The sequence below is a fragment of the Desulfosoma sp. genome (assembly GCF_052743555.1).
In genome coordinates, this window is record NZ_JBRAHS010000027.1 from 18,114 (window position 1) to 34,525 (window position 16,412).

16 protein-coding genes and 1 pseudogene are annotated in these 16,412 nt (G+C 55.9%); 8 read left to right on the top strand and 9 right to left on the bottom strand.

Annotated elements, in window-relative coordinates; translation table 11 throughout:
* Positions 1-115: 115 nt before the first annotated feature.
* From phnD to ACUVSA_RS13935, 5 genes are all read right to left on the bottom strand, one after another.
* Positions 116-1,006: a phosphonate ABC transporter substrate-binding protein gene (gene phnD, locus ACUVSA_RS13915; RefSeq protein ID WP_445895266.1), complete on the bottom strand. Its 891-nt coding sequence runs from the start codon at positions 1,004-1,006 to the stop codon at positions 116-118.
* A 41-nt stretch (positions 1,007-1,047) separates the two neighbouring features.
* The gene (gene phnC, locus ACUVSA_RS13920) at positions 1,048-1,878 is read right to left on the bottom strand and encodes a phosphonate ABC transporter ATP-binding protein (protein WP_445895267.1); all 831 of its coding nucleotides are present in this window, start codon (positions 1,876-1,878) and stop codon (positions 1,048-1,050) included.
* A gap of 19 nt (positions 1,879-1,897) precedes the next feature.
* Positions 1,898-3,160 (bottom strand): alpha-D-ribose 1-methylphosphonate 5-triphosphate diphosphatase, encoded by a 1,263-nt coding sequence (locus ACUVSA_RS13925; protein ID WP_445895268.1) that lies wholly within the window; start codon positions 3,158-3,160, stop codon positions 1,898-1,900.
* Positions 3,157-3,699 carry a GNAT family N-acetyltransferase gene (locus ACUVSA_RS13930; RefSeq protein WP_445895269.1) on the bottom strand — a complete coding sequence of 181 codons (543 nt, stop codon included), beginning with the start codon at positions 3,697-3,699 and terminating at the stop codon, positions 3,157-3,159. The genes ACUVSA_RS13925 and ACUVSA_RS13930 overlap by 4 nt, the downstream gene beginning before the upstream one ends.
* A gap of 913 nt (positions 3,700-4,612) precedes the next feature.
* Entirely contained in the window at positions 4,613-4,906 is a 294-nt protein-coding gene (locus tag ACUVSA_RS13935) for a hypothetical protein (protein WP_445892242.1), read from the bottom strand.
* Between the two features lie 225 nt (positions 4,907-5,131).
* Between ACUVSA_RS13935 and ACUVSA_RS13940 the strand changes: the two genes are divergently transcribed.
* From ACUVSA_RS13940 to ACUVSA_RS13955, 4 genes are all read left to right on the top strand, one after another.
* A complete protein-coding gene (locus ACUVSA_RS13940; RefSeq protein WP_445892243.1) occupies positions 5,132-5,464 on the top strand; it encodes a hypothetical protein in 333 nt (110 codons plus the stop codon).
* 103 nt (positions 5,465-5,567) lie between these two features.
* Positions 5,568-6,461: a DUF3419 family protein gene (locus tag ACUVSA_RS13945; protein ID WP_445895270.1), complete on the top strand. Its 894-nt coding sequence runs from the start codon at positions 5,568-5,570 to the stop codon at positions 6,459-6,461.
* Positions 6,462-6,480: 19 nt separating this feature from the next.
* Complete coding sequence (locus ACUVSA_RS13950) at positions 6,481-6,981, top strand: rubrerythrin family protein (RefSeq protein WP_445895271.1); 501 nt, start codon at positions 6,481-6,483, stop codon at positions 6,979-6,981.
* A gap of 376 nt (positions 6,982-7,357) precedes the next feature.
* Complete coding sequence (locus ACUVSA_RS13955) at positions 7,358-8,182, top strand: tRNA (adenine-N1)-methyltransferase (RefSeq protein ID WP_445895272.1); 825 nt, start codon at positions 7,358-7,360, stop codon at positions 8,180-8,182.
* 151 nt (positions 8,183-8,333) lie between these two features.
* Here the strand turns inward: ACUVSA_RS13955 and feoB are convergent, their stop codons facing one another.
* The 3 genes from feoB to ACUVSA_RS13970 all read right to left on the bottom strand — a co-directional run bounded on the left by feoB (position 8,334) and on the right by ACUVSA_RS13970 (position 11,201).
* Positions 8,334-10,574, bottom strand: a complete 2,241-nt coding sequence (feoB, locus tag ACUVSA_RS13960; protein WP_445895273.1) for a ferrous iron transport protein B — start codon at positions 10,572-10,574, stop codon at positions 8,334-8,336.
* Positions 10,571-10,813, bottom strand: a complete 243-nt coding sequence (locus ACUVSA_RS13965) for a FeoA family protein (protein ID WP_445895274.1) — start codon at positions 10,811-10,813, stop codon at positions 10,571-10,573. The genes feoB and ACUVSA_RS13965 overlap by 4 nt, the downstream gene beginning before the upstream one ends.
* Before the next feature lie 106 nt (positions 10,814-10,919).
* Positions 10,920-11,201 (bottom strand): FeoA family protein, encoded by a 282-nt coding sequence (locus tag ACUVSA_RS13970; protein WP_445892249.1) that lies wholly within the window; start codon positions 11,199-11,201, stop codon positions 10,920-10,922.
* Positions 11,202-11,491: 290 nt separating this feature from the next.
* Here ACUVSA_RS13970 and ACUVSA_RS13975 point away from each other — a divergent pair, with 290 nt between their 5' ends.
* The 4 genes from ACUVSA_RS13975 (at position 11,492) to ACUVSA_RS13990 (ending at position 15,505) form a co-directional block, all read left to right on the top strand.
* Positions 11,492-11,620 (top strand): hypothetical protein, encoded by a 129-nt coding sequence (locus ACUVSA_RS13975; protein ID WP_445892250.1) that lies wholly within the window; start codon positions 11,492-11,494, stop codon positions 11,618-11,620.
* Positions 11,621-11,658: 38 nt separating this feature from the next.
* Complete coding sequence (locus ACUVSA_RS13980) at positions 11,659-13,590, top strand: hypothetical protein (RefSeq protein ID WP_445895275.1); 1,932 nt, start codon at positions 11,659-11,661, stop codon at positions 13,588-13,590.
* Between the two features lie 90 nt (positions 13,591-13,680).
* Positions 13,681-14,328 (top strand): protein-L-isoaspartate(D-aspartate) O-methyltransferase, encoded by a 648-nt coding sequence (locus ACUVSA_RS13985; RefSeq protein WP_445892254.1) that lies wholly within the window; start codon positions 13,681-13,683, stop codon positions 14,326-14,328.
* 19 nt (positions 14,329-14,347) lie between these two features.
* Complete coding sequence (locus ACUVSA_RS13990) at positions 14,348-15,505, top strand: diguanylate cyclase (protein WP_445895276.1); 1,158 nt, start codon at positions 14,348-14,350, stop codon at positions 15,503-15,505.
* A 31-nt stretch (positions 15,506-15,536) separates the two neighbouring features.
* Here ACUVSA_RS13990 and ACUVSA_RS13995 read toward each other — a convergent pair.
* Positions 15,537-16,336, bottom strand: a pseudogene (locus ACUVSA_RS13995) (FAD/NAD(P)-binding protein).
* Positions 16,337-16,412: the final 76 nt, after the last annotated feature.

The window sequence follows — 16,412 nt, forward strand, 5'->3', positions numbered from 1 at the left end:
TTCCCGGCTATATTACAAGGAAGCATGGTCGCATGCCGGCGAAAGCCAGGCTCCGCATGCACGATCTTTCTGACGCACAAGAGGCTTCATGGCACTGTTTTTCAGAAACAAGCCGTCAGGAACCGTGAGCCAACTGCTTTTTGAGCTGGTTCAGATAGCGAATAACGTCGTAGACCGTGTCGTCGGCCGGGGCGTACCCGCCGATTTGAAGTTTTTCCAACGCGGCCTTATTGGTGTTAAACATCATCAAGGCACCGAGAAAAGCGGCCTTAAGGCTTTCTGGAAGGTCCTTACGAGCGCACATGGGGGAACCTGGAATCAGCTCGGATTTCCAAAGCACTTCGAAATCATCCCAGGAAGCCTGACCTTTTTCGGCCATACGATTCAGGTCGATGTTGTTGGTCGCGGCTGCATCAATAGTGCCGTTTTTGACGGCCAGAATACTGGCCCCATGCGAGCCGGAAAATTTCACTTCTTTGAAATACTCTCTGGGATCCACCTTGAGGTCTCGATAGAAGAGCAGATTGGGCACCAAATAGCCTGAGGTGGAATTGGGATCGGTAAAGGCGAAGACACGGCCTTTAGCGTCTTCCAGCTTGGTGATGCCCGAGCCTTTTTTGGCAATGATCACACCGTAATATCCTGGCTCTCCTGTAACGTCCTTTTCCATGGCCAGAGCCACGGCACCAGCTTTTTCGGAAGCCTCCACATAACTTTTGGGCCCGAGGTAGGCAAAATCAATGTGCTGATGGGCCATGGCCGTGATCACGCCGGCATAGTCCGATGCGCTCTGGGCTTCCACTTGCACGCCCAATGTTTTCTGGAGATGGGCTATCAAGGGTTGAAAGCGCTGGGTGATGTCCGCTCCACCTTCCGTAGGAATCAGGCCGATACGAATCGTTTTAGGCCAGAGCCCGGGGTCGGCTTGAGCGCCCCCAAGATGGACAAGCCCAAAGCAAATGGAAAAGACAACGCTGTAAACCATCATTTTCGGAAGCGTGCTCATGTTAATCTCCTTTGGTTTCCTTGTTTTAGTGCTTCAATGTTCTAGACACATGCGACTGCTTCCTGCCATTTAACTGGACAGTAGCCGCCGTAAATCTCGGCCACCGTATCTTTGTCTAAAAGAGAGACCGGGCCCTCAAATATCAAGCGGCCTTGTCGCATTCCGAGAACCTTCTTGGCGTAGCGCTTGACGTATTCCAGATGGTGAAGGTTCACGACCACGGGAATCCCTTTGCGTTCGTGAATCTCTTGAAGAAGTTCCATGACCAAGGAAGCGCTGCGAGGATCCAGGCTGGCGATAGGTTCGTCGGCCAAAATGACGTCAGGATCTTGGGCGAGAACGCGCGCGATGGCCACGCGCTGCTGCTGCCCACCGGACAGACAATCAGCTCTTTGCATAGCCAAATCGGCGATGCCCACCTCAGACAGGCAATGTAAGGCGTAATCCTTTTCCTTTGTGGAAAAGATTTTTGCCAAGGACATGATGTGTAACAAGGGGGATGTTTGAAAGCGCAAACGTCCCGCCAGAACGTTTTCCAGCACACTCAGCCGTTGAACAAGGTGAAACTGTTGAAAAATCATTCCCATGCGACGGCGCACTTGCTGCAGACGGTTTCCCGAAACATTGGTGATGTCCTCTCCGAGGAGAATTATTTTGCCCGAGGTGGGTTTCAGCAGGCGGTTCAAGCAGCGCAGAAGGGTGGATTTTCCGGCGCCGGAGCACCCGATGACGACAAGAAAGTCCTGTGGGGTCAGATCCAAGGACACTCCCGCCACGGCGAGGGTGCCTGAAGGATACTTCTTCATCAACTGCCGCACTTGAAGGAGCGGTTGGACTTGGGGAGAGTTGACGACGGCGGCGGGCCTGAGCATGGCCTATACTCCTTTTACATCATGTCCGATTCCAGGACGTTGGAACCAGATGGCTTGTTGTCGGGAAATGCCCCTCGGTGAGGTTTTCAGGGATTACAATGCAATAGGGAAAGGGCTGTGACTTGGATCGGCCTTGATAGACGAGCCGGCCGCCAACCCAAAGCTGGGACACAGAAGGCCATGGGCCCTCGGTGGACACGACGGCGATGTCCGCAGGCAACCCAGGCTTGAGATATCCACACCGGCCGTGAGGGTCTAAAAGACGGGCGGGTCCGGAGGTCACCAGAGCGAGGGCGCTCGATAAAGGTAATCCGCACAAGCGATGCAGGAGAAAAGGGGCTTGAAGGAGACATTCCGGATAATAGTCACTGACCAGAGCATCGGCCACGCCCTCCACAACGGCGGTGCGGGCGCTGAGATGGCTGTTGGATGAGGCTCCTCGAAGCACGTTCGGGGCGCCGACCAAAACAGCCATAGACCGACTCTTGGCCTCGCGCGCCGCTTCCAAGCTGACGGGAAATTCGCAGCCCACGGCGCCGAGAGTGTGGACGAGCTGGACTTTGGCCGGATTGTCATCGTCGTGGCTGAGCAGAGGCACATGGCACCGCCGCACCATGCCTGCCAGGTCGACGACGTTCTGCCAAGCGCTGTGGCTTTTGTGGATTTTTGCTTTAGCCAGAGACTCCGTTTCGGCCTGGCTGAGCTTATAGGTTCCGGAATAGTAGCGGTGAAAGGCTTCCAAGGTGCGAAATTGGCCTTGACCGGGCGTGTGATCCATGATGGAAGCGAGGTCCAGCAAGCCTTTGTGCAAAAGGTCCTCAAAGATCGGGCGGGCCTGATCGGAGCCCACCTCAAAACGGCCGTGAACACGATGTCGAATAGAGGCACACGGTGACGAGTCAAAGGTTTTGATATCGCAAACGACTTGTGCGGCCGTGTTTGGGGAGCGCAGCCCCAGCTCATTGTCGGTAAAACTCACCGCATGGCAAAAGGTGGTGATGCCCGCCGTAGCCAGACGCCGATCCAGCGCAGCTAAGGCGAACTGGGGGTCAAAAAGAACTCCGGGTCGCATTTCAATGCACTTTTCCAAAACATCGCAATGGAGGTCCACCAGGCCGGGAAGAATGAAACTTCGGCCGCTGTGCACACAACGGTCAGCCGCCGATGACAAATCTTTTGAGGAAACTTCCAGAATGCCGCGTTGATCAAAGAGAATACCGGCGCCCCCGTCATACAGTTTTTCTCCATCGAAGAGGCGGCCGCCATGAAGATAGGTTTTCATGACTCAATCCCTGGCTGTTCGTCTGAGGCACGTCGGTGCACAGGCTGAAGCTTGGTGATGTCAGTTGACAGGTTTAGGCGATAGACTCGGGATGCCGCTCTTTGAAACCCCGCTTTTTCGTAAAATCCTCGTTGTGCGCTTTCACGAGATTCGCTGGTCAGGACCTCAATCCTGACAGCCTGCCGGCTTTTGGCATAGGCTATGGCGTAATCCGTCAGGGAACGCCCGAGGCCTCGTCCTCGCCAATCCGTATGGACAACCAACTCTTCGATGGAGACTTGTTCACCGCCCAGGCGAAGACACGGAAAGACTCGAAGCGTCATCATGCCCACCACAAGGTCGTTCATGGGAATAGTGGCAAGGACGCACTGCGCATGAGAGCTTTCACAAATTTCAGCCAAAATGCGTTCTAGCCGTGAAAGACTTACGTGGTAGCCCAGTTGCCTCAGGAGTTCCTCCACCTGGGGCGTATCGAATGTGGTTGCGCCGCGAAATAAGAACCGACCTTGAACCTTTGAACTATCAAATATTTCTCTCATCCGTCCTTCCTGCGTTGTCCCTGTGGGCGTCTGCCCCTCAAAGTTCGAGGCCATTTAAGCCCAGCCCCATGACAGGAAAGTGTCCGTCAAGTGAAAGTTCCGTGACGAAGCCGCTTGGAAACTTTTCCCAAAAGGCGGGTTATGCCGATCGGGGTGCTGCATCTCTGGAAGCGCCATGAAAGAGCACCCCTAAAGCTCTTGGCGGAGCCACCTCATGTGCTTTGGATAAAAAAATAGGCTAGCCGTTGCGAAAAGGGCTTTGCTCGAGCCGGCACTTTGGCCGCGTGACCTTTTGGAAAATGACTTGATAAAGATTCGCCGGCATTTTCCACTGTGGCTTTTGTTGAAGCCGCCCGAGCCGAGGCTTCTTATCCAAGCGTGGCGTGTTTCTATCCAATGGAACGAAGGTTTATGCTGAAAAAACCTTTCCCCGATGGGCTTCTTCAATAGACCTATGGCGTCGTGGATAGGAAAAGCGAAGAGTCTCCATTAATATCTGGAATTTTTGGAGAGCCGTTTTGGAGGGAATGGGATATATGGAAACATCGGCGATGATAAAGCGCAAGGGTAATGCTCTGTGCCGCTCCGCCCAGCGTTCGCGGTCGTGAGCTCAGCACAAAGCGCAGAAAGGGCGAGGGGGCGATCTGCGTGAGGCGTTGAAGTTTTTGGCGAGACGGCATGGGCGGAGGTAATGAAACCACGTGTTCATGCCGGAATCTTTTTCATGCACGTGGCGCAGAGGTGTAAGGTCAAAGCCCAAACGACAAAAACAGCTAAAGTCGCGCAGCTGACCGCCGGTATGCCATTCATATTGTGGATGTTCCAGGGTCGCCTAGTCCAACGTTTGCCCCTCATGGTGTGCTCAGTCGAAAGTCGTTGCTCCTTTTTTTGAATTGCGCCGGAAGCCTGCGCCTCAGGGTTCGCAATAAATGGGATCCCCCATTTCCTTGAAGGAAAAGTTGTAAAAAACGTTGTGCCCGTTGTAGTCCAGAACGCGAAGGTCATCCGTTTGGTGAAGATCGTCCCGTACGATGCTGTATTGAAGCCCGTACTTTTGTTTCACTTTTTCCAAAGGAAGTTCTCGAGCAATGAATTTCTTGATTCCCTTGGCGCTGAGCTTTTCGACGAACTTGGGGTCGTCAAAGGAATCGTAACTGGTGAGAATCAAGATGGGTCCTGTGCCTGTAAAGACGATTCCGGCTTTCATGGCGGCACCTCTTTGTGTCGCGCGTGGACTAATGGCTGCGAAAGGCGTGGCCTTTCATGGCCCCGCCCTCGCAACGAAAGCCTCGACCTCGCTTGCGCATTGACAAGGATTTGCAAGATGTGGAAAAGGTCGCCCGTACCATCGAGGTTTTGATGCATGTATAACCCTATCGAGGCTTCAGCGACAAGGACCTTGGAATGCCCAGGAGGCGTTTTGGAGGCACACATGAAACAGTATGTCATCGACCAGCTGCGGGAATCCGACTACGATCGTATTCGAAAGTATCTGGCCACCCACGCGGAATCGGCGGCCATGGAAGGTATCTATTACGTGGATCTTCCTGATATTTTGTACACCGAAATGCAGAAGACCCATAACCACTGCCAACCCTACTACTTTGCGGTGAACCTTACCCGAAAACAGGTGGGATTTGAATGGCTCATTCGCAGCCGTAACACCTTGCGTTGTGCGTGCATCGGCTACGCCACCCAGGCTCAGAGGGACTACATCATTGCATACGCCGACGGCATGCTTGACAGCCTGCGCATCAAACTCTAAGCGTCATATAAGCGCAGAGGAACGAAGCGTTTTGTTTCACGCCGAATCGACGCCATATCTTGTCCCCACGGAACACCCGTGGACGGCCGTGCAAGGAGTTCCCATGTTCGGCCGAAAAATCCTTTGTGTCGCCGGAAGCGGCGATATTCCAATTTATTTTTCCTTTCATGAACCAGAGCTTCTAGTGGCGGTGGATGTGTCCGTGAAAGCCTGTTGGCTGACGGAAATCAAAAGAGCTGCCTACAGACGGCTTAACCGTCAGGAATTCTGCCATTTTTTCTTTCACGGCATTGCTGAGGCGAAGGCTTTATGGGCGAAAGTGCCGACACCAAGGTCATCTCCTTTTCCTCAAAGAACGGCCTTGTACGGCCGCTTGCGGGATGATCTCAGTGCAGAGGCCAGGCGTTTTTTCGACGCCGCGATGGACGCGCAGGCTGATGAGAGCAATCCTTTTTCCACTTACGTGCGCCCGACGGACACGCCGCACATTTCGTTGCTGCCTTCTGTGCAGAGCGACGATGCCTACCGTTTGTGGTCTCACGGCGCTCGGCGTCATTTTCCAACGATTCCTTCACGCCTGGAAGATGTTCTCTCCACAACCGAACAGACTTTTCATTTCATCTATACTTCCAACATCGTGGAATACCTTCGAACCCAACGTGTCTTGGGCTCAGGCTTCAGGGCATTTCGAAAAACCCTGGGCGAACTCTGGCATGCCCTCGACCGCGTGCTGCTCCCTGAAGGATTCCTCGGCATTTACGTCTTTCAGGGGTGTGGTACCAAACCTTTTGAACGGTTTTTGAAAGAGATCGCTCCAGCGCCGCATCTAGGCTATAAAAGCATCCTCGTGCCCATCGTCTTGCGCCCGTCGACGATTCCTGGAACTCTATGGCGTCATGTGCTGCTTTTGTTCCAGAAGGAACGGAAGGCGTGGACACGGAAAGGCGTGGCACCGTTGGTGGCGGATCCAACCGCTGATGTTCCAGAGAAAAGGTGAAGCCAAACGAAAGTTCGATATGATGACTCGACAACGCACGGCGTTGATGACTGAAGCTTTTTTGGGGGAGGCCAGAGCGCATTTCCGTCTTCTGGCTTACGCGCAAAGGGGGGATGAGGAAGGCTACCCGCAGCTGGCTCGCTTGTTTCGTGCCATCGCCGAAGCCGAAAGGGTTCACGCCCGCAATCATGCCTCCTTTCTGGATTCGGTAGGGTCCACGCAGAAAAACCCGCAGGCGGCCTTTCATTCGGAAACCTTCGTCAATGGAGTGGCCTATCCTAGGCTGCTCAGAGAGGCATGGGCCTTGGACGACAAAGCCGCCATCTGGTACCTCACGGCTGCGCGCAACGCCGAAGAACGACACGCCAAACTTTATAAGATGGCCCTGCAACACATGGTCGCCGACCGGTTGTCCGTTTACTTCGTCTGTGAGAATTGCGGGTGGGTGGCCGAGGACGCCGCCCCGGATCTTTGTCCCAACTGCGGAAAGCCTGCCGCGAGCTTTCGACGTGTGCCATGAGAGGCGATTCCACGCATGAGGGCTGCAGAACTGGCCGCCATGCGCGATAAGGAATCGCGGCTTGCGCCGTTCCTTCTGAGGGTGTTTTCGGACAGGCTTCAAGAGACTTGTCCCAGAATGCCGATTTCTGAGCAAATGGATCCTTATCTTTTGTTGAAAGTGCTGAGGCTCTAACTGTCAAAACGGAGTTGTCAGGCAAGCTCCTGGTAGCGTGTTTCCTCGAAAAGATGTGGACCGGCGGTTCTTAGATGTGGCAAAAGCGGCTTTCAAGCCCGATGTCGGCCGAGAGACTGGCGCTAGGTTTTCGTCCAGCGGATCAGGCGGAAATACTGTTAAGGGCTGAAGCAGACTGTGGAGAAAGGACAGGCCAAGGGCCATGAATACATTTCAACCCGGAGAACTGGTGCTGCTTACGTCGCAAAAAGGAAAGACCTGGCTGGTGCGTGCGGGTTCCGGATCTTTTTCGTCCCACTTGGGGGACGTGGATCTCCAGGAGGTGGTCGGGCGTCAGGAAGGCGAGTGGCTTGAAACGAATCAAGGAGCCAAGGTTTTCCTTTTTCGGCCGTCCCTTGGCGACTACATCCATAAGCTCAAGCGCCGCACACAGGTCATTTATCCAAAGGATATAGGCGCCTTTCTGGTCTACGGAGATATCGGCCTCGGCGATGTGGTGCTGGAATCCGGTATCGGCTCAGGAGCCCTTACTCTAGCTTTGCTTCGAGCCGTTGGACCGTCGGGGCGCGTGATTTCTGTGGAGATTCGCCCGGAATTCGCCCAATTGGCCCGAAAAAACATCGAGGTGTTTTTTGGAAAGACACCGGAGAACCATAGGCTGATTGTGGGGGACGTTACAGCCTTGCCCTTGGCGACCCGTGTGGACCGCGTGGTTTTGGACCTTCCGGAACCGTGGCACGCCGTGGGGGCGGTATCGGCGGCCTTGCGCACCGGTGGACTTCTCATTTCGTTGAGCCCGCAGGTGGGGCAGGTTCAGATCATGTGGCAGGAATTGAGACGACACGGCTATGCGAACGTGACCACCTTTGAGCTGCTTAAGCGCAATTGGAAAATTGATGCGCGGCGCGCCAGGCCTGAAGACCGCATGATCGGCCACACGGGTTTCATCACCGTGGCCAAGAAGATCGCTCACACGTTGGAGGAGGTTCCGACGATTCGAGACCCCGAAGCTCCCGTACCGACGTAAAGGCGCAGGAACCCGCACAGCCGGAACAATGCGAGGTTTCGCCTCGAAATGTCTTTACAAAATGACGCACCACCGCCCCCAGACCTACGACCACAAGTAGACCTACCACAAGATGCTGCCACATGAAAGGAACCCCCCTTTTCCCCTTGAGCTATGAGCCCAAACCCAGCAATAAGCCGCTCTGGTAGACGACCGTGGCCACAATGAAAGCCACCGTCGTGTTAAAGGCCATAGAAAAGAGCCCCCATTTCCAGGATCCCGACTCCTTGACTATACAGGTGACCGTCACAAAACACGGCGAATACAACATGATGAACAGCATGGCCGCAAAAGCCACCAGGGGATTCCAATGAGGATCGTGGCGCAGCCGCTCGCTCAAGCTCGTCGTTTCATCCGTGTCCACATTTCCCAAGGAATAGGCCGTCCCCAGGGTGGAAATGATCACTTCCTTGGCGGCAAATCCACCCACCAGGGCGAGGTTGGTCCGCCAATCAAAGCCGCACCAGCGCGTGATCTTTTCCAGGGCTGTGCCCATTTTGCCCGCAAAAGACGCCCGCAGGGCCGTGGCGGCTTCGTGTTTCTCGATGGCCCGGAGTCGCTCACGAGCTTCGTGCACTTGTGGCGGCAATGCCTCCTCCCGTTCCGAGGTCACAAGGACTCTCTCTTCCAGTGACAAGCCTTCCAGAATCGTTTGGCGTGCCGCATCCAACGCGGCTTTTTCCGATGCCGACAGGCCCGGGTACGTCATCATGGCCCAGAGGAGCACGGAAATGGCGACGATGACGGTGCCGGCCTTGCGAAGATATTGCCAGATGCGTTCCCACGTATGGATCATGAGCCCTTTAAAGGTGGGGATGCGATACGGCGGTAGTTCCAAAAGAAACGGGCTGCTGGGCCCTCGAAGGATGGTCAGGCGAATGATTTTTGCCAGCACAAGAGCAAAGACCCAGGCCAACAGGGTGAGTAGAAAAAGCATCTGGGCTCGGTTTTCTGTAAAAAAAGCGGCGATCAGCATGGCCAAAACGGGCACCTTCGCACCGCAGTTCATGAAAGGTGCCGATAACAGCGTGGCGAGCCGTTCCCGGGACGTGCGCAATGTCCGCGTGGCCATGACGCCCGGCACGGCACACCCGCCAGCGATACCCCCGGAAATGATAAAGGCCATGAAGGAACTCCCGTGCAGGCCAAACACACGAAACACTCGGTCCAGCATGTACGCGGCTCGTGCTAAATAACCAGTGTCCTCCAGAAACGCAATGGCCAGAAACATGAAGAAAAGCAGTGGAATAAAACCAACGACGCCGCCGACACCGTGGATGATGCCAGAGACCACCAGCGAGCGCAGAGGCCCTTCCGGGATTGCCTTTTCGGCCCACTGTCCCAGAGCTCCAAAGGCCGTTTCGAACCACTGGACGGGAAGTTCACTGCAGGTGAAAGTGAATTCGTACACGGCGTAAAGCACCGCCACCATCACAATGGGGCCGAAAAAGCGGTTGGTCAAAACACGATCGATCTGATCTGAAAGGTGCAGACGATTGCCTTTGAAGCGCTGTTCCACCACGCCGTCTTTGAGTAAAGCCGCAATGAAACCATAGCGATGATCGGCAATAATGGCTTCCGGGTAGCTGTCCAGAGTTTTTTGAATGTGTTCGGTGAGCTTGGCGGCCATGGCTTCCAACACTTCGGAAACCTTGGGATCCAATTGTCGGCCCTTGGTTTTCACCTGTTCGTCTTCTTCCAAGTATTTCAGAGCCGTCCATCGGGCCGGATAAAGGCCCGTGAGAAAGCCGTGGTCTAAAATGATCTTCTCCATTTCCTTGAGCACGGGATCCACATCGGGACCGTAGGAAATGTGAACGGGCTCCAAACGCGGATTCGACTGCGCCGTTTCCACGGCCGCTCGAAGCAGGCTCTCTGTGCCGTCGCCCCGCCGAGCCACCGTCGGCACCACCGGAACGCCTAGCCGTTTGGAAAGCTCCTCGGCATGAATCCGCACACCGCGCCCTTCAGCCACGTCGATCATATTGAGGGCCACCACGACGGTCACGCCCAGTTCCAAAAGCTGCAACGTCAAATAAAGATTGCGGTCCAGGTTGGATGCATCCACGATATTGATGACCACTTCAGGGCGCTCATGGACGATAAAATCCCGAGCCACAAGCTCTTCCAAAGAGTAAGCTGTCAGGGAATAAGTCCCGGGGAGATCCACCAGCCGAATCTGTCGACCGTTCAGAGAATAGCGCCCCTCCTTCTTTTCCACGGTGATTCCCGGGTAATTGCCTACATGCTGCCGCGCTCCGGTGATGGCGTTGAAAAGTGTCGTCTTGCCGCAATTGGGATTGCCTGCCAGGGCAAAAAGAAGTTCCTTGGATTCTTGAGATGCTTGACTCATGAGGTTGCCTCCACATCGACCAAAATGTAATCCGCTTCGTTATTGCGCAAAGTCAGTGTGAACTGTCGCACGCGAATGGCCACAGGGTCCCTCAGGGGTGCTCGACCTTCGACCTGAATGGGTGTTCCCGCAACAAGACCCATGTCGCGGATGCGACGCCCCAGCTCCCCTGTAGCTGTCACCTTGACAATGACTCCGGATTGCTTCGGTTCCATGTGGCGCAAAAGCACCGTCGGCATACCGAGACCCTCTCCGTGAATTAGGCAGTCCTAACTTCAGAGGCCACAAGAGAGCGGCCTCCAGGCCGCTCCCAACTTTGCGAGATGATAAAAATCTGTGAAAACGTCAAGCCGAATGGGGGCACACCAAAATCTTGTTGCTCACGCCGGCCCCCAGACTCAACGTGCTGCCATGCACTTTCACAAGACACGGGCGATCGCATCCGGCGCACAACACCTCCAGCTCCGCTCCAGGATAAATGCCCAGAGCCGCCATGCGGGCGCATAGATTCCGCCCACCTTCAATGCGTTGCACCAGCAGACGTTTGCCCGAAGGTGCCTGGGACAGAGGCATCATTAGGCCGGCGCACCCACCATCACTTCGACGTGGAGAACACCATTGCGTCATGGTCGACCACCTCATTGCCGCTCCTTATCTACATCAACGTGTATTAGTTAAGCCAAACTTTCTTGGGTGTCAAGGGCAATGATCAAGGGATGGACTTGTGTGAAAAGGCGGGTGCCCCCATAATGGGTAGTGGACACAGCGGGCCACTGTCCATGGATCCAAAGGGAATGTTCATGCAGAGAGACGCTGAGAGCGAGTCCGCGAATTGGCTCTTGTGCCGATAGGGGAGGTGGGCGTCTGTCCGCGAAGGGACCGTGCCCCGGAAGGCCGTCCGAGAGTACCCTTTCTGAATGAAATTGTGGGGGCACATCAACCACAACGAGTTCTCGGACACGCTTCTGGTGCTCCAGGGATCCAAGGACGGCAAAGAGATCGTCTTTTCCAAAGAAGATGAGGCGTGGGGTGTCACTCCCGGCTAAGGCACCTGGGGAGGGCGTTTTGAAAGGAGCCGGCAGGAATGGCGGGGGCATGTGTGGCCGTGCGGGGGGCGTCATTGGAGGAAAGGTTGATGGCGGCGGTGGACGACGGCGACTGGGAGGAGGTTCATTGTCTTCTCAGGCGTCTAGGGACCCGATCTTGGTCCAGGATGGCCGCGCCGCTGTGGGAAGTTGTCCTCGACATTCTTTTCTGGGGCAACGCCTGGACCTTTCCTGAGAAGGATCTTCTGGACGGCGGCCTCGTTCCGCATCACAAGCTGCGCAAAGTGTTTTTGGTTCTTCCTCCATTTCTGGAAAGCAAGACCTATCCCTTGGTGCATGTCTTGACCCTGGCCGTTCCTGTGCCTCCATCGTTTCGAAAGCCGGAGGTTCGAGGTCTGTGGCGAAGGCATCTCAGGCACCTGCGGAGATGGCTAAGGGCTCACGACCGTTCCGGCCGACGCCGCCGAAAACGTGAACCGAAGGGCATGATGGCGCACAGGGATGTGACCTTGCGGGACTTGGCCTCTTTGTGGCGTGCCGGATGGCAAAGAAAGCGCTTGGGCTTTTCCTGCAGCCGTTTCCTGCGCATTGGTCGGCGGATGGTTGCCCCCGACATCAAGGGCCCGATGCGCTTTCCAAGAATCCCAGCGGTTCCAAGAAGGCCCGGGCATGAAAGGGCGGCGATTTTCGGGCGTCCTCTTCGCGAAGCGCCAAGGGCGGCATGGGGCGGATTGGGATTCCAAGGATGCCGTTTTCTTCAAAGACTTGTGGAAGCCACGGCGGAGGAATTGCGTCAGGTGCGCCGCTTGGCCCTTGAGGTCAGTCGGGCTCGCCGCTGCGTGGTTTTGAGCCTCCACAATGCCTCGGCGGCGGCTTGCAGTGGGTGGGCCTTTGAACCCGTGGACGTGTCGGCCGGGACCCCTCATTATGGCAACGCCTTTCTTGAAGAAATGGCCAAGGAAAGGGTCCGACGTGCCGTGAGCGAAGGTTGCATCGCTGCCCGCGACCTCGTGGAGCGGCTCTGGCATGCGTGGCAGCGTCGCCTTGTCTATCCCAAGGCCCTTCACGCTTTCTGGGAAGCGTGGATTCGAAGGGCCTTGGGCCGAGAGAACACTCTGCAAGATGCCTTTAAGGCCTTAAGTGACCTTTTTGATGGGGGCTTGCTCCATGATTTCCCCAGAAAAAGCCCTCTGGCCTGGAGCGGTTGGCTCAGCCCTCATCAGCAGTTTCGCTGGCAGGATATTCACAGCTGGCGCCTCGAAAAACAGCGATTATGGACAAGAGGTTTCGCCTTTTTAAAAGCCTGTGTGGAAAGAGGCCAGACGTGGTTGAAGGACGGGCGTCTGGAAGCCTGTGTGATTCCATGGATCGACAAGTTTTTTATCTCATCGTGGCGCGAAAGGGATTGGACCTATTTGACCGTGCTTTTGGAATGGATCCAAAAGGAAAACCTTTCCCCCATCATTCTCTTGTGGGAAGACACGACACGCGAGCGTGACCCTAGCCTGGCCGTGGCCCTCAGAAAATACTGGGAGCCGGAGAGGTATCAGGGCTTCGGCGTTTTCGGGCACGACTCTTGGACACGGCGAACGGCGGCGCGTTTCTTGACCAGGGAAGCCGAACCCAACCGCCTTTACGTGCTCAGGCCCTTGGATGACACACACGCTCCACGGCCCCTGGAAACGGTCCTGAACGACGGGCTCTTGCCGGAAAGCTTCTTTTCTTCCTACGATTCGTCGTGGAAAGACGGCACCTACGCCTTTTATACAGGCACGCAGGTGGCTCCTTTGACGTCCATTGCCACGGAAGCGGAAGCGGTGCCGGCCTGGGTGGTTTTGGATGGGATCAAAAGACCGCTGGGATGGTTCTTTCGGCGAGCCCTTCGAGGTCTGGTTCTGAAGGAAAGCCATGGCGTCTTGAACCAGCATGCGGGGGTGCAGCTATACGCTCGATTTGCCAACCTCTTGTAAAGGGTTCTTGGAAAAAGGAATTGACTTAATTTTCAATTAGTTCTAAGCGTTAACGTGCGTTTTTCGGCCTGAAACAACAACCGTGGCATGATGAACAATAATTTTCAAAAAGCTCGCGACAAGATGGTGAACACCCAACTGGTCACTCGGGGCATCTATGACCCTCGGGTGTTGGCGGCCATGCGCACGGTGCCCAGGCATCTTTTCATCAGTGAGGCCTTGCAGTCTCAAGCCTATGCGGACCATCCGCTGCCCATCGGCGACAAGCAGACCATCAGCCAGCCGTACATCGTGGCGCTGATGACCGAAGCCTTACAGCTCCAAGGGCATGAAAAGGTCTTGGAAATCGGCACCGGTTCCGGATACCAAACGGCCGTTCTGGCGGAACTGGCCCAGAAGGTGTTCAGCATCGAGCGGTTGCCGAGCCTGTTGCACAAGGCGCGGCATATTCTGGAAAAGCTGGGGTATCGCAATGTGGTGCTCAAGGTCGGCGACGGCACCATGGGATGGCCTGAGGAGGCGCCCTTTGATGCCATCGTGGTGTCTGCGGGAGCGCCCAAGGTTCCCCAGCCTTTGGTGGATCAACTGGCCATGGGAGGGCGCCTTGTGGTTCCAGTGGGGGACCGGCTGAGTCAGGATCTGGTGCTGGTGGAGCGGGTGCCGGAAGGGATTCGCAAGAGCAGTTTGGGTGGCTGCCGTTTTGTGGATCTCATCGGCAAGTGGGGTTGGGAGGAGTAGGGAAAATCCGGGGTGCCACATGAACGGGGCGGGGACGCAAGAGAGGCCTTTGGCCGAAGTGCTCAAGGAAAACCAGCGGCTTCGTGAAGAATTGGAACGTCTGGTTCATACGGCGGCGGCCAACGAAGAGATCTGGCGGCATATGGTGGAAATCGAACGCGTGCTGTTTCGAACGCGCGATTTTGACCGGCTGGCTTTCGAGCTGCTCAGGGAAATTCGAGCCCGCTTCCTTGTGGACGGCGCGGCGCTCATCCTCACCCATCTGGACCTTGTGGATCGGTTCTTTCCTGAACTCCTGAACGGCGGGGGGGCGGTCCTGGAACAAGAGACAGGCACATGCATTGTGACTCTTCAGAAAAACGGATGGCTCTGCGATGCTCCCGATAAGCCGGCCTCGCCCCTGCTCTTTCAGGGCGAAGAGCCTCTGCGGCGCCTTTTAGGCTGCAGGCCATCGTTGCCCGAAGGTTTTTTTCCCATTGGGTCGGCGGCTTTGGTACCTTTACGTATTCACGACCTCAACTACGGCTTTTTGCTTCTGACCTGTACCGATGCCGCGCACTACCGTCCTGAGGACGGCACCGAACTGCTGGAACAAATGGGAATCAAAATTGCACTCTGCATGGACAACTGCCTGGCTTACGAACGCGTCAAGGACCTGTCCGACCGAGACGGGCCGACGGGGCTTCTCAACTTTTTCCAGATTCACAATGTCTTGGAAAGGGAATTTCGGCGAGCCAGAAGACGTGGCGCGGCCTTGTCTGTGCTTGTCGTGGATTTGGAATTTGTGGACGAGGCGGCGGAACACGAAGACATGGTGGATCCGGTGCTGCGGCATGTGGGGGAACTGCTGCGCGGCACCTTTCCCGACGGTGAAGGATTCATTGGCCGCTACGGCAGCGTGGAATTTCTTGTGGTGTGTCCTTACGCTGACGAGCAGGAAGCTCAGATTGTGGCTTCAAAGCTTCATGAGCTCATTCGGCGTTCCCCGCTGCGCCGCGGTCGAACGGTCATCCTCATCAAACCCCGCATCGGCACGGCCACGATGACGCCGAGCATGCAAAAACCCTTTGAGCTTCTGGACGCTGCCCAAAGGGTTCTGTGCCTTCTCAAGACCTTTCAGCTTTCCGTGCCAGCAGCCGACGCCTCCAAAGACGAAGTCACCCCTTTGGAACGGTGAGTGGGCACGGTGGAGGCGCCCGCCGTGCCGATTACAGTTCTGGAGGCATGGCGCGCAAGGCCGTGCCGGAAAAGACGGGGCCGTCCACGCACACATAGGTCCCGCCGATATTGCATCGGCCGCACAAGCCGATGCCGCATTTCATGCGCCGCTCCAGCGTGGTGTAGAATTGATCGTCCTCATAGCCTAATTTCTTGAGACCGGCCAAGATGAACTTGATCATGATAGGGGGGCGCAGGTGACGGCCACACGGTTGAAAGGACTGGGTGCCTCTTGAGCCAGAATGGTCGGAACGAATCCCACCCTTTCCGTCCGCCCGGGATGTTCCCGGTCGACGGTGAGTACGAGGTTCACGCCCGCCGCCCGCCATTCGTCGAATTCGTAGCGGTAGCAGAGGTCTTGCGGTGATCGAGCCCCGTAGATGACGGTGATGTCGCCGAAGTCCGCTCGATTGTCCATCGTGGTCTGCAGCAGCGTGCGCAGAGGAGCCATACCAATGCCGCCGCCGATAAACAGATTATCCCGGCCTTTCATCATGGTGTGCGGAAAGCTGTTTTCAAGGGGTGCCCGCACGCCTACCATATCGCCAACATTCAACTGGTGCAGGGCCCGTGTCACTTCGCCCGTGCGCATGACGCTGAACTGGAGGTATTCCTTGCGGGTGGGTGGAGAATTGATGACGAATGTGGATTCTCCCACACCAAAGACGGAAACCTGTCCCACCTAACCTGGCTGAAAGGAAAAGTCCGCCGAGAAGGCCGGGTCCTTCCAGACAAGGGGAGAGGTGCGAATGGCTGGTGTTTCCTGAACGATCTCGCTGATAAAGGCCAGGTGCGGCCGATAGGGATGGTCTTTAACCCAAGTTTGTCAGCCTTGGAGGCTCAAATGGGGGATTTCTTTGATCATG

Bases quoted from the DNA above. Each gene is read 5' to 3' on its own strand.
- phnD (WP_445895266.1), bottom strand. From the start codon at position 1,006: ATGAGCACGCTTCCGAAAATGATGGTTTACAGCGTTGTCTTTTCCATT.
- phnC (WP_445895267.1), bottom strand. From the start codon at position 1,878: ATGCTCAGGCCCGCCGCCGTCGTCAACTCTCCCCAAGTCCAACCGCTC.
- ACUVSA_RS13925 (WP_445895268.1), bottom strand. From the start codon at position 3,160: ATGAAAACCTATCTTCATGGCGGCCGCCTCTTCGATGGAGAAAAACTG.
- ACUVSA_RS13930 (WP_445895269.1), bottom strand. From the start codon at position 3,699: ATGAGAGAAATATTTGATAGTTCAAAGGTTCAAGGTCGGTTCTTATTT.
- ACUVSA_RS13935 (WP_445892242.1), bottom strand. From the start codon at position 4,906: ATGAAAGCCGGAATCGTCTTTACAGGCACAGGACCCATCTTGATTCTC.
- ACUVSA_RS13940 (WP_445892243.1), top strand. From the start codon at position 5,132: ATGAAACAGTATGTCATCGACCAGCTGCGGGAATCCGACTACGATCGT.
- ACUVSA_RS13945 (WP_445895270.1), top strand. From the start codon at position 5,568: ATGTTCGGCCGAAAAATCCTTTGTGTCGCCGGAAGCGGCGATATTCCA.
- ACUVSA_RS13950 (WP_445895271.1), top strand. From the start codon at position 6,481: ATGATGACTCGACAACGCACGGCGTTGATGACTGAAGCTTTTTTGGGG.
- ACUVSA_RS13955 (WP_445895272.1), top strand. From the start codon at position 7,358: ATGAATACATTTCAACCCGGAGAACTGGTGCTGCTTACGTCGCAAAAA.
- feoB (WP_445895273.1), bottom strand. From the start codon at position 10,574: ATGAGTCAAGCATCTCAAGAATCCAAGGAACTTCTTTTTGCCCTGGCA.
- ACUVSA_RS13965 (WP_445895274.1), bottom strand. From the start codon at position 10,813: ATGCCGACGGTGCTTTTGCGCCACATGGAACCGAAGCAATCCGGAGTC.
- ACUVSA_RS13970 (WP_445892249.1), bottom strand. From the start codon at position 11,201: ATGACGCAATGGTGTTCTCCACGTCGAAGTGATGGTGGGTGCGCCGGC.
- ACUVSA_RS13975 (WP_445892250.1), top strand. From the start codon at position 11,492: ATGAAATTGTGGGGGCACATCAACCACAACGAGTTCTCGGACACGCTT.
- ACUVSA_RS13980 (WP_445895275.1), top strand. From the start codon at position 11,659: ATGGCGGGGGCATGTGTGGCCGTGCGGGGGGCGTCATTGGAGGAAAGG.
- ACUVSA_RS13985 (WP_445892254.1), top strand. From the start codon at position 13,681: ATGAACAATAATTTTCAAAAAGCTCGCGACAAGATGGTGAACACCCAA.
- ACUVSA_RS13990 (WP_445895276.1), top strand. From the start codon at position 14,348: ATGAACGGGGCGGGGACGCAAGAGAGGCCTTTGGCCGAAGTGCTCAAG.